3 protein-coding genes are annotated in these 14510 nt (G+C 49.3%); 1 reads left to right on the top strand and 2 read right to left on the bottom strand.

Annotated elements, in window-relative coordinates; translation table 11 throughout:
* Positions 1-145: 145 nt before the first annotated feature.
* Positions 146-1090: a hypothetical protein gene (locus HB364_RS13310; protein ID WP_167288459.1), complete on the top strand. Its 945-nt coding sequence runs from the start codon at positions 146-148 to the stop codon at positions 1088-1090.
* Between the two features lie 602 nt (positions 1091-1692).
* On the opposite strand, the gene HB364_RS13305 is transcribed toward HB364_RS13310, so the two are convergent.
* Both HB364_RS13305 and HB364_RS13300 read right to left on the bottom strand, forming a co-directional pair.
* The gene (locus HB364_RS13305) at positions 1693-2883 is read right to left on the bottom strand and encodes a T9SS type A sorting domain-containing protein (RefSeq protein WP_167288458.1); all 1191 of its coding nucleotides are present in this window, start codon (positions 2881-2883) and stop codon (positions 1693-1695) included.
* A gap of 27 nt (positions 2884-2910) precedes the next feature.
* Entirely contained in the window at positions 2911-14211 is an 11301-nt protein-coding gene (locus HB364_RS13300; protein ID WP_167288457.1) for a right-handed parallel beta-helix repeat-containing protein, read from the bottom strand.
* Between the last annotated feature and the right edge of the window lie 299 nt (positions 14212-14510).

Below are 14510 nucleotides of genomic sequence, written 5' to 3'. Positions count from 1 at the left end.
ATGATTAGTGGTCCCCTCTTCCCGCACTGGTAACAGTGCCGGATCTCTTATTGCTATTACCTGGTGGAGTTTCCCGAAAATCCATTAAAGAGTAGGGCGCGATGCCTGACTGCGTCAATGAAGGCCACCATTAACAACCTTGTATATGAAAAGCATCCAACTTGCCATCGTAGGAGCAGGACTGCTATTACTGGCAGCCTGTACAAAACAAACAACCGATGACAAAGGTCAGTCACCAGAAGTAACTTCTTTAACAACAACAAACGCGGTAGCTGCACCGGCAGCCTGCCTGCCAGGCATGTACAATTTGTCCGTTGACCCAGCTACCGGTTTCAGCTATCTGTGGAGGGTAACCGGTTCACCTTCGGCAGGCCCCGTAACCGTTACCCCCGTCATAGGTTCTGCCGGCACCAACCGGCTCACTACCTGCGGAGGTGTCCCTATCCTCTTTGCCACCGGCCTGTCGTACGACATCGGCACCGGCACTTTTTATGGCACTACCGGTGTGGCGCCCAGTTCGCCCGTTAACCATATCCTGAAGTTTGTGGACCCCAACTGCGTGACTACGGCAGCCGCCGTAAGTACCTGTGGTATTCCATTGAACTTAAGCGATGTGGAAAGACATCCCACTACAGGCGTTTATTATGCCATCAATCGCGGTACCGTGAATCCTAATAACCGGGTGGTACGGTTAGGACTGCCGGGCACCACCAATGTGTTCTGCCTGCCCAACCCGCTTTCCCCCAGCCTGTTCCTCCGCGGGCTGACGATCACCCTTAGTGGTAAACTGTATGTGATGGCCGTGAGTGGTACATCGGGCAGGCTGCTGGAAATCAGCACAGCTTCCGGCCTTATGACAGCCGCTTATACCTATCCCGGCCCCATTACGCCTGGCCCCGGTGTGAATATCCCGGAAATGGGATTGCACCATGATTCGCTGTGCATCAACCGCTTTATTACCGGCAATTATGATCCTGTAGGCCCGGCCACCCTGATGACCGATGGCATACCACTTGGGCTGCCCGGCGGACCGGTGTACAATTCATTAGCCGGTGTGCTTCCCCGCACCGTAGATTTTGCACGGCCGTAGGAGAGGAAACGGGTGAATGCGTAAATGTATAAAGCATAAAGGGATACTTATTGCTGTCATGAATAAGTATCCCCTTTTCTTTTATTCCCAATGCTGAGTAAAAGTTGTAAATTAGCAATACTGGTATCCTTACCAGGAATCCCTCTCACAACAACATACGAAGTCTTCCTAAAAATCTTCAAAATTCCTTAAAAGCTATAGAGCTCTTATAGAGCTTTTATAGAGCAGCTATAGAGCTCCTATGGAGGGTGCACTCCGGGGATAAAGTAGAGATACTCCGGGGGCGATAGTAGGGCAAGTAAAGGTAAGGCCATATACGTCCACCCCCAACCTCAGCAATCCCCCTAAATAAAAGCGGCCCCTGGAAAGAGGCCGCTATCATCTGTCTATTGCTTGCTGCGATACTACTGTCCATGTTAAACACATTTTCTCTTCCGGCCCCCACCACCTTCAGTGGGGAACCGGAAAGAGAAATGTAACCTTTACAAGAAAACCTGGCATTATTCACTGTACCTGTAGGAATAACTACCTATTTTAAGCTGAGGCCGGGAGACCAGGTATCCCCCAATTGCACCTGCGTCTCCCTCCGCCATCAGCACGATCTATCTGCTGATCATGAATTTGACCGCCTGCACAGAACCATCTTCCGCAATGACTTTGGCGATGTACATGCCCGACGGATATCCTGCCACATTACAACTAAACCGCGTTGTTACAGCTTGCATGTTGATACCTCTTTCTACCCGGTACAGTTTACCGGCCATGTCGGTGATCACTACCTGGGCCGTTTGTTTTTTGGCCGACTGCAATTCTAAGTTCAACTGATCTCTTACCGGGTTGGGTTTTACCACTACGGTAAAGTATTGCTCACCTGTTAATAGGGCAGTGGCAATGGCCGAATGCCGTATCCGTCCGTCAAAGTCTGTTTGTTTGATGCGGTAGTAGTATTTAACGCCGGCTGTCACTTGCTCATCGCGAATGGAGTAATAAGAAGGCGTACTGGCATTACCATTGCCGGGCACCGATGCTATAGCCTGCCAGGTACGGCCGCCGTCATCACTTCTTTCCACTGCAAAACCTGCATTGTTCTGTTCGGTCGCCGTAGCCCATTTTACTTCAATCCACTTATTGTCTTTCGGTTCCGCTTTCACATATAGCCAGGCCACCGGCAGGGGCGCCATATTGGTTACCAGGTTCAGCACGTCTACATTGAGTCCGCCATTGTGTATGAAAGAGGTAGTGCTGATGCCGGCCAGCGTCATGAGCTCGGGTATATCGGTAGTCAATACCTCCACACAATTGGGGCAGGACCAGGACGACGGTACTTTGAATTCATACACGAGCACTGTTCCTCCGCTAGGAATGTTCTGCACGGTATTGGCCGTACCGGTTACCTGGAAGTACCAGTAACCATCATCGATGCCACCGAAAGTGGTAAGGTCAAAGATGGCCAGGTCCGTGCCGCCGGTAAAAACATCTTCCGGCGCCGTGCCGGTAAATGCCGTACTCTCCAATGTTACCTCTGGTGTGGCAGCAGGCGGTGTGGGCGGCGCCGGTGGTGGCGTAGGAGGCGCCGGCAGGGCCGCGGCCTTGGGTATGCGCCAGGTCAGGTTCATATCCCCCCAGGCATTATTAGGCGCGGTGGCAAAACCGGCTCCCGTAGCCGTACCCATAAACTGTATTTTATTGCCCCCCACATTCGTAACTGTCACATCCAGTCGCTGCGCCTGCAGCAATAAGGAGACCGATAACAGGAAAACAATGATCAGTATGTCTCTTAAAACTCTTTTCATGGTTATCTTTTTATGGTAAGCCACTGCTTATGGTAATTGTTGCATGATCACGTACGATGCCAGCCCGAATACATTGGCCGGATGCGTGGTCACATTGGTTACAATGATAGCACGGTCCGAAGGCGCCGCCGTATAGTACACCCTTCCATCCAGGTTCACATCAAAAGGACTATAGGCATTGATAAAGCCGGTATAGCCAGGATCAGCCGATGTATTGCCCGAATGGGTAAGTACGGCGCTGATCACACCCGATGCATCGGAAGGCTTGGCCGAATGGCGTATGGCCTGATCGCCATCCACGTTACCCGCCCACAGGCCCATCACCCCACTGCCCAGGTCTTTGCGGGCATTGTTGCCATAGGTAGCCGTACCAGCCAGCGTGAAATCGACCGTACCCACACCGGTACTAAAGTCAACTACATTCAGCGACATAGCACCCAAATGATTACGGTGACGTATGGCTACTTTATAATTGGCTGCCCCTATGTTGGTAAAGGCCAGGGGTTGTAAGTAACCGGTATCTACAATATTGCCGTTGCTCAATACCAATGCAGCCCTCGATGCTACCACAGTAGATGGGTTGGTGCTGTCGCGCAATTCCACCAGCACCCAGTCTACCACCGCTGCGGCTGCCGCATTCGGGCTTACGGCAGGCGTGGTATTTTGTCCGTAAGGATCGGTAGCCGGTATCACCCCTGCTGTTTTGAGGTCGGTCCTCATAGCCGTTCCGTTCCAGGCGCCCTGCAGAATAACTTTCGCCATTAACCGCAGCGACTGCTGGCCGATGGCCAGGGTGAATACAGTGCCGTTTGCCAGGGCAGTTACCCCATTAAAGGTGACCTTACCACCGGTATAATCTGTAGCAGGAATTTGTGATACGGTACCGGTGGTGAAATTGCCATCACCATCTGTATCAATCAGCAGGTTGAAGTCTGCCGCAGTGGTGCCATTATGCGTAACACCCGCCAGGTTAAACTCCAGGAACACCGGAGCGAGCTGGTTATTAAAGTTGCTGCTGCTTACTTTCCACTCCTGGGTGAGGCGCTGGCTGAACAAGGCAGGGATATCTGTATTGCTGGTAGTGAGTGCTGTTGCATTGCTGCCCCACAGGAAATAAGCGGTATCATTGGCAAAAGCATGGGGATTGGCCAGGTTATCCGTTGCCAGCGTACCTAAACCAACAGCGAGGATCGCGCCACTGTTAATGCTCTTTGACTGTCGCTGGTCAAGTCCTTCTATATCATCCCGGCCAATACCGGCAATGTTATTCTTATACACTGCATTGGCTGTAGCATCCCAGATCACTGTACTATTGGTGTTCAGGTAATTGCTATAAGGCGTTGTCTGGTCGATGGTATAACCATTCCTGATAGCGAGGTAAGTACTTACCCGTTGACGTTCGGTATTGTTCAATGCCCTGTCGAAGGCGATCACTTCACTGATGGGACCACTCCAGTATTCTGCCCCCCAGGGGCTGTTACCAATGCGTGCACCTGCAGCAGTACCAGTATTCCAGGGTTTGCTGGCAGGAGTGGCTACTGTAGTCATTTTACTATACAGGTTTGCCTGTCCTCCCGCACCGGCCCAGGTGCCAAACAGTTCGTTCGGCACATTCACTTGCCAGAAACCAGCAGCCGTAGTAACATCATTAGCGTATCCTATTATACTACCTGCACCTCCAAGGCTGATTATACCAGCCCCCAGGTTAGTACTGGCTGTACCATAGCCCAGTATATAACCATTGCCGGCAATATTGCTCAGACGTCCCACACCGATAAGTGTTCTCGCTGTTGTACCTAGCGGCAACTTGGTCACATCAAGATTCATAAACTGGGTAGAGCCATTGAACTTCACTACCGGATTATAGTTGATATTATCAGTAACATTATTCTGAAATACGGGTTGTATGGCAGTGTTCGCCTGGCTGGCATTGTTTACTTCATTGCCATAATCCACCCATACATCTACGGCTGTACCATCCGTATTATTCAGGATACCATGATCTGCACGCACCCACAGGTTGGTAGCTCCTACCCCGCCCGGCGATTTGATGAAGGCAGCTACAGTGAAATACTGACCGGTGGTAAAGTCGGTTTTAGCGGCCCAATGGCGTTTGCCATTGATCGTGATATCATATAATGGTATATAAGTATCAGCATTATCTATTGTAGCATCGCTGCTCACTACCAGGTATGACTGGCGTGGGTTAGGCAAAGCATCATAAGGGAATGCTACTTCTACCTGTCCTACGGTGCCTGTTTCCTGCACGGTCCATAACCTGGTCATGCGGTAATTGACATTGGGATTACCAGTCATGACTGTTTTAAAGGTCGTAACAGCATTATCATCACCCCAGATGAGATAGGATCTATCTGCTGCAAAGCTGTTCGTATTGCCAATATTGGTTTCAGCTACTGAACCCAGCCCGATCGCTATCCGCAAGCGGGTAGTATCACTGTTACGGCTCTGTTTCTGGTTCAGGCCTTCGAGGTCATCACGACCAATACCGGTGATGCTGTTTTTATAAGCAACGTTGGTTGTTGCATTCCATATTACTGTACTATCTGTAGAGAGGTAATTGTTAGGCGTGGTTTGATCTATGACATAACCATATTTGAGTGCCAGGTAGGAAGATACTTTTAACCGTTGACCAGCATTCAATTCATAATCATATACGATTATATCACCCATTGATCCGTTCCAGTATTCTGCTCCCCAGGCCGCAGTACCAATCCTGGCAACAGTACCTGTAGTATTCCAGGCTTTATTACCTGCCCCCACGGCGCCAATAGCGCTCATTTTGCTGTACAAATTGGCTGCTCCGCCATTGCCAGCCCAGGTACCCGTCATCTCATTGACCATATTCGCCTGCCAGAACGTTGGGTTAGTATATACATCATTAGCATACCCAACAAAATAACCCCTGCCATTGGGTGGGTCGCCCATAGCAAGCCCCATTCCCTGACTGGTAGCAGCACTTCCCCAGCTTATTAAATATTTAGCCCCCGCTGTGGCTGGATTCACCAGGGTACCTGTTCCGAACAGGGTCCTGGCCGTAGTACCCATTGGCAGTTTGCTGATGTTGAGGTCCATGAAATTGCTGGTGCCATTGAAACTCACAACAGGGTTGAAGTTAACATTGTTGCCTGCTATGTTTCTATACAGCGGCTGGTTGGCAACTGTAGCCTGTGTGGCATGGTTGATATCCGCGCCAAAATCATCCCACTCATTGATAGCTGTACCATCTACTGTAGAAGAAGTACCAAAATCAGCACGCACCCACAGTACAGGAGCTGCTACACCACCCGGTATTTTCAGGTCTGTAGCAAACGTAAAGAACTGGTTGGTGTTGAAATCCTTTGTGGCCACGAGATGGTTAACACCATTTATAACAAGCGGTGTTAACGCGATGTATTCATCCGTAGCATCGAATACGTTATCGTTACTTACTACTAAATAAGATTTAGCAGGATTGGACAATGCATTGGCCGGAACCGCCACCTGCACATCGCCCACTGTACCGGTTTCCTGTACTTTCCAGATGCGGGCCATGCGGTAGCCTGCATCAGCAAAGCCGGTGGATGTACGGAAAGTAACTGCAGCACCGTCATCGCTCCACACCAGGTAGCTTCTGTCAGCGGCAAAAGTATTGGTGTTGGCAATATTAGTTGAATCAATACTACCCAAACCAATGGTTACCTGTAAACCGGTATTGATACTGCGGCTTTGTTTTTGTTGCAGCGCTTCCTCATCATCACGGCCGATACCAGCAATGTTATTTTTATACGCTGCATTAGCAGTAGCATCCCACACAGTGGTAGTGCCGTCAGTGGCCAAATAATTAGTATTACCATTGTTCAGCGTAATACCATATTTCAACGCCATGTACGTATTCACCTGTTGTTGTTGAACAGGAGTCAGCGCATTGGTATAGATAATGACCTCTGCTATACGGCCATTATAATTATAAGCACCAGCGTTCCAGCCAAGCTGGAATGTGCCGTTGTTGCCGGTATATTGGCTGGTATTATTGCCATTGTTCACATTCAACCCATTTTTGAAAATAGACTGACGGTTGGCGGCCAATGAAATATCGCTGGTAGCAGTCCAGAGAATGGATTGATTGTTGACATCGCCGGCATTGTAGGTTAACCGGTTGGAAGTATAAGGCGGGTCCCAGTATACAATATTATCGCCCCAGGTGGCATGCAGGGAAAACTGCGTGCCCACACCAGTATTTTCTGTCCAGACAAGCGCGTTGGTGGGCGCCACCTGGCTGTTTACCACAAAAGTAGCAGCGCCATTATAGGTTCCCGTTTTCAGGATGGAGGCGGCCGTCATTCCAGTGGTGCTGCCATTGAAACGGACAACGGGGTTGAAGTTAATATTGGAGAGATTGTTGTTCAGGAATGTTGGCTGATTAGCAACAGTAGCCTGTTTGGCATTATTTGCAAATGCGCTGAAATCACTCCATTCGCCGATAGCTGTATTGTTTACAGTAGAAGAAGTACCAATATCTGCACGTACCCACATGGCATGACCTGGTACCCCACCCGGCGACTTCAATGGCCCGCCGAAAGTGTAATAGATATCAGTGCCGGTAAACAGGGCTGAAGAGAAGGTGATGGTGCCATCTGCAGCTACCGGTATTTCCTGGCTGAAGGTAGCAAAAGTGGGATCGCTGCCGATGAGCAGGTAATTGTCAATACCGATGGGCTTTACTTTGAACGTAATGTTCTGATCGGCCCAATTGGTCTTTTGTACTTTCCATACACGGGCCATACGGCGGGTGACATTGTTGGCGCTGCCGGCAACGGTTACGGTGAAGTTGGAAGCAGACAATCCATTATCACCAAATACCAGGAATGAGCGGTCATTGGTGATGGTATTGCTGTTGGTTTCGTTGGTGATCGGAATACCTGTACCCAATGCCAGTGTCACAAAGCCGGTATCTACACTCAGTGATTGTTTTGTATTCAGTGCTGTACTATCATCACGGCCAATACCGGTAATACGAACTTTATAAGTAGCATCAGCGGTCCAGTACGTTGTATTATCCGATGCAAGGTAATTGGTAGCGCCATTATTCAGTGTAATACCGTATTTCAAGCCCAGGTAAGAATCTACCGACTGGCGCTCTGCATCTGTAAGTACCCGGTTGTAAACGATCACCTCACTGATGTTGCCCATCCAGAATATCCCCCTGCCCGCGTTGATCCTTGACCCAATGGAAACAAAGTTGGCCGTAGCAGGACTAAGCGTGACGGAACCCTGGTTATCCAACTTGTAATTCTGGTACAGTTTAGCGCCGTTGGCAAGGTTGGATTGTGTGCCGCTAAAAATATAGGGCCTGTTATCAACATATGTACTTAATCCGTTTACAGCCTCTATTGCAGAGCCATTGGCTTCCAGGAACTGCGTGATTGACGGCGACACTACTCTAAATTCCGCACCATTGGCGGCTGCCAGGCCACCGCTGGTTACCAGTGCTCTGCCGGTAGCGAATCCCGATCCGGAAGCGGCTACAAATATGGTAGAGCTATCCGGATGCACCCGGGTAGTATTGATATCGAGGAAATCATCGGTACCGTCAAACTTCAATCCATAGTTGAAGTTGATGGCTTTGGCATCGGTGGCTGGCTGACCCGCCACTACACCTTGCAAAGCCTGGTGACCATGTCCCGCATAATCCTTCCAGGCAGCACCGCTGGTGTTACCATCATCGGCACGCAGCCAGAAGTTAATGCCCCTGTTAACGCCATTAGGGCCTTTAATATCTGTAGCAAAGGTGAAGTAAACGCCATCGGCCAGGTTGCTGGTGTTCAGGGTAACCGTGCTATCGGCATTCAACACATATCTTGTATCGCTTCCATTAAACACGGCATCCGTGCTCACCAGTAAATAAGTCTGTGCGTTGCCGCCCTTTAATTTGAGCGTAATATTCTGATCGGTCCAATTGGCCGTCTTGTCTACTTTGAAGATCCTCGTCATCCGGTTAGTGAGGCCGCTGAAACCAGTGATTGGTGTTACAAAAGCAGTGCTGACGCCATCATCACCGAATACAAAGAAAGATTTATCGTTGGTAATAATGCCTGTATTCGCTGCATTGCTGGCGGTTACAGTATTGCCCAAAGCAATAGTTACTACTCCTGTATCTATACTTAATGACTGCTTTTGGTTCAGGGCGGTAATGCTATCACGGCCAATACCGGTGATGTGCTTTAAGTAACCGGCATTGGCAGCAGCATCAAAATAATTGGAACCATCACTGGCCAGGTAGCCGGGCACTCCTGCAAGATTCAGGGTAAGGCCGTATTTCAATGCCAGGTAAGATTGTATTTTCTGGCGATCGGTGGCCGTCATGGCAGATGAATTGTTGTACACTACAAATTCTGCTATACGGCCATTGAAGTAATCAGCGAAATGGAACACGCCCAAAGAGAAAGGCTGGTTATTACCAGTAATGCCGGTGAATGTACCATTGGTGGTACCCACATTGGTATTGTTGAAATAGATATTGAGCTGTGAAGGCGTTTTGGTGAAACCATATAAGTTGTACCGTGGGTTGGCATAAGCAACCGGCTGTGTGGGGAGTGCGGTGGTATTCACGGCCCAACCTAAAGGCGGATAAAAGTAAACATGGCCATTACCATACGGCGCCCAGGCAGCAACACGTTCGTTATTGCTTACATATTCAGCGAAAAGACCGCTACCTTGGTTCTGGGAGCCTGCTCCATCAGCAGCAGTTACGGCAAATACTGCAATGTTATCGATAGAAGCAGTACCAAACAACGAGGCAGAGTTCATAACGTCTACGTTCCCGAATTTTAAAGCAGGTTGATAGTTGATGTTAACCGGCAGCAGTTCTGGTTGCTGGGGCACATTAAGTTGTGTAAGCGTTTTACCATTGCCGCTGTAATCGCTCCAAAGGGTAGCAGCAGCATCATAATCAGCCCGCCACCAGGCAGCGATGCCGGCTATGACATTTCCGGGCGCTTTTAAAGCGTTAGCAAAAGTAAAGTAAGCGCCATTGGGGAGCTGACTGGTGTTCAGGGTCACAGTGCGGTTGGTGAGCGACAATACCAGGTCGCCTGCACCAAAGCTGGCATCGGTACTGATGATGATGAATTGCGGCGCGGCCAGTGTCGTATCTGTACGGAAAGTAATGTCCTGGTCGGCCCAGTTTGTCTTCTGCACTTTCCAGGTCCTTGCCAGTGCAACATTGACACCAGTGAGACCTGTAACCGATACCGAAAATACTTTTGCGCCGCCGTTATCACCTGTGACGAAGAAAGATTTGTCATTGGCAATGGTACCGGCATTTGCCGCATTGCTGATGGCAATGGTGCTGCCCAGCGCCATGGTGAGGTAACCGGCATCTACGCTCAGCGACTGTTTTTGCAATAAGGCTGAAGTAGTATCCCGGCCAATACCGGTGATGCGTTGGGAGTAAGCCGCATTAGCAGCAGCATCCCAGAATTTGGTAGTACCATCACTGGCGAGGTAATCTACCGGAATGGTGAGACCATATTTTATGGCCAGGTAAGATTCTATCTGCTGACGTTGTGTAGTGGTGGTAGCGGCTGAATTATTGTATACGATTAATTCGGCAATCTTACCATTGAACGGTTGTACGCCGGTGCTGGTAGTGCTGCCGACATTAAACGGACTATTAGCGCCTGCAATATTACCCATCGCTGCATTGTACACGGCCACCTGTGTTCTGTTGCGGAAAGCGCCCATCGTTGAAGGCGAACGGAGGAATGACCATAAATAAGGTGCTCCCAGCGTTCCGCCCCAGGCGCCTTGCGCCCGGTAACCATAAGGGGCATCCCAATACAATACGCCATCGCTCCATGGCAAATGCGCATGCACATACTGACCATTGGAAACCAATTCCCCGAACAGGTCCTGGTTCTGCGCATTATCTGTTATGGCTACTGCATATACCTGTGCGTTATTAACGCCGGTACTGGTAAACAAACTCGGGCTGCGGAGGAAGTCATTGCTGCCGTCGAATTTCAGCATCGGGTTGAAGTTAACCCCGCCGGGCACTACAATAGCCTGACTGGCAGCAGCAGGTTGCGCTGCACCATTGCCATTACCACTGAAATCGTTCCATACAGCACCATTGGCGCTGCCATCATCGGCCCGCAGCCACAAGGCTACGCCTGTATTTACGTTAGCAGGTCCTTTGATCTTTGCTCCTACGGTGAAATAAATACCATTGGCCAGCAGGGAGGAGCTAAAGCTCACCGCACCATTGGCATCCAGTTGTAATTCCTGGCTGATGGTCCCGAATGCGGGATCGGAACTGATGAGCAGGTAGTTGCTGGTGCCTGCTCCCTTTATTGTAAAGGTGATCAGTTGATCGGTCCAGGTGGCAGACTTCTGCACTTTAAATACCCTGGCCATCCGCTGTGTTGCCGTAGCGCCTGTTACCGCTGTTGCATAAGCTACAGCAGCACCGTTATCACCAAATACCAGGAAGGTTTTATCAGTGGTCACCGCGTTGGTATTGGCGGCATTGGAAACAGCCACCGTATTACCCAGTGCAATAGTTACCAACCCGGTGTCGGCACTGACCGATTGTTTCTGATGCAGCAGCGTACAATCGTCCTTCCCGATACCCGTGATATGTTTTCCATAGGCGCTATTCGTTGAAGCGCTCCACATGATGGTAGTGCCATCAGAGGCTATATAATCCGTAGTTCCATTGTTTAATGTAATGCCGTATTTCAACGCCATATAAGATTCGAGGCGTTGTATTTCGGCCGGTGTCAGGTCACGGTTGTAGATAAAGACTTCCGGTACGAACACCTTTGTATACTCATTATTAAAAGCGCCGCCTATATCCAGGGTCCAAACGCTGCCGTTTGAGGAAGCGCCGGAGCTCAACAGCATGCCATTACCCTTGAACTCATAAGGCCCGCTACCGCTATTGGCGCGTTTTAATGAATACAATTTGGTATAGCTGGTAATGGGAGTAGTATTTTTAAGCCAGGCCTCATTGTGGTAGCCGTTCTCTCCATTGGCCCACCAGCCAAACAGTTTGTTGCCAGTAGAGCTGGTAAACACCCTTCCATTCTGTGTGCCTTCCAGCCGGCCCAGGCCCATCATAGTGTAGGCGGTGGTAACACCTGCACCGGCAGGTACCCGGTGCGCATCATTGCCATCATAATAAAAAGCAGGGTTGAAGTTTACTGATCCGGTACTGGTATCAGGATCGCCGACCACAGTGGTATGGTTGGCATTGCCACTGATATCGCCCCAGTTGATGCCATTTACGCCCATATCCGCCCGGTACCAGGCTACGATGCCATTGGTAATACAGGCAGGCGCTTTGATGCCAATACTTAGCTTATCACTGAATTCTGAGGTGCCGCAATTATTAGCGGGGATGCGTAAGGTAGCTGTCCAAAAACCGACCCCGGTAGCGCCGGGGCCGGTATTATAGGTAACCGTCCGTGTATTATTGCCACTATTCAGACCCGTTAAGCTGGTCACAAAGTATTGACCGCTGGCAGCCGAAGTAGCGGGATCATTGGCATAGATATCTACCGTATAGCCGGAGGGAACAATCGCCGGCAGGTTGATGACCAGTTCGTATTGTCCGCCTCCAAGCGGTGTGGACGACACCAGCACGGGCCGGTTGGCCCCTTCATAGCCGCAGTTGCCTGCATTGGTCAGGTCAATCCCTAAACCCGTATTATCATAGATTGCATTTTGTGTAATAAGTACCTTATCTGGCTGGTCAATCACAATCCCCGCCCCTCCATTGTCATGCACCACACAACCGGTAATGGATGCATCCGTTACGGCCTGACCGCCATAATACCAGATACCGTTGTTGACATGCCCTGTCACCGTATCGCCCACAAGGTCTATGTCGGAAACGGCATTGGCCGCACCAACTACAATGCCACTGCGCCCACCGGCCGCGCCCCTGAAGGAGGAGTTGATAATGTCTACATTACTGCGGGGAACATTGTTATAGAACTCTATACCATCATAGTTATTGGTGAAGGTGGAATTGGTGAGCTGGAAGTTGGTATTGGCCGCCAATATATGGATACCATCTACATCAAATTCATTAAGGGTAAGGTGGTCCAACGTAATATCTGTTGTAGCGCCGATAAATACAATTCCGTAATCAGCATCATCCGCATTGGCAGGCTTATCGCCATTCAGTACAGTATTACTGATATTGACATTATTGACAGTACTTTCAAAACGGATAAACTGACCACCGCCATACAGGCCGGGTATGGTATTCTCCATGACGGAATGGTTAATGGTTACATTGCTGGCCGCGCCATTAAACCATATAAAATAAACATCGCTTTCATGCAGGCGTACGGTATCGATCGTAACGCCATTGGTGGTATTGTCGAACCGGATGGGATAATCGCCATCATCATCGGCGCCAAGCGTGTTCAGGTCAATGACCGTATTTTTGATCTGGATATTGGTATTTACAAAATCCGAGTAAAAACCAACCGACACGCCGGTGATGAGCGAGTCGAGGGTAACATTGCGTAATAAAACATTATTGGCGGTCTCTACAGGGCCACCGGTATTATCCAGCACAATGCCATTCTGGAAACCACTGATACTGGTATTGGTCAATGTAAGCCCGTTAATGGCAGCATCGCGGAATACGATGCCTTCGCATCCTCTGGTATTGCCCTGAGTATTGAGTGTAACACTATCTATAATGAGGTTGGTTTGCAGTCCACCAACAATAAGAATCCCTCTTCCAAAGTAGGTGCTTCCGCAGGGCTGCAGGTCCGTCGACCGGATATTCCTGAGCGTTAAATTAGTAGAAGCTCCCTCTACATAGATCAGCGCATTCAGCCAATTGCCGGTAGTACTGCTGGCAGAGATCCCATCAATCACTACGCCGGTGGTATTGGCGGCAATGATGATGTCAATATCACCATTGTTGGTCAGTTTAAAATTCCTGACAATTACATTATTCGCCCTGATGTTAAACGGATTACAGATCGGATCGGAGCCATTGGAGTTAATAGTGATCTTGTTCTGCCCGTCAATGGTAACATCACTTTGGGTGATGGCCGGAAGTGAAGACAGGATGGTGATCTGGCCATATACATTAAATTCAATACTGTGCGGTCCTGCTCCCGCTGCATTCACATCCACGATGGCCTGCCGGAAGGAACCCGGCCCGGAATCATATGTATTGGTAACAGGAAAAGAAGTAGCCACAGCGCCGCTGCTGATCAACAGACCAACAATCAATGGCAACAGGAACCTGGCGGATGGGCACGTGGTCTTTGCAAGGAAAGAAGGACGTTTAGTTCTCATAGCACGATATTGTAAAGGAAAAAACATTCCGTCACCCTTTGTCATAGACAAAAGGTTATACATAATTTGGTTAATTGCTACTATACCAGGATGCTTAAAAAGCATCAGACCAAAACCGGATCAAAGATTACAGAGAATAAAATCACTACTGCGGGGTAAAATGATGGTGAATAGCTACTGCTCTTTCACGTCATCAAATGTATTATAAGTCCATTTGCTGATTTGTAATACTACTCCAATTCTTTTGTAGTACTATTTCTACAAACCGTTAATATTGTCAACAACTTATCAAAATCAGA

Source organism: Paraflavitalea devenefica, assembly GCF_011759375.1.
In the GTDB taxonomy this organism is placed as follows: domain Bacteria; phylum Bacteroidota; class Bacteroidia; order Chitinophagales; family Chitinophagaceae; genus Paraflavitalea; species Paraflavitalea devenefica.
Note: the sequence above shows the minus strand (reverse complement) of the source record. Positions and strands in the feature narration are given on the sequence as shown.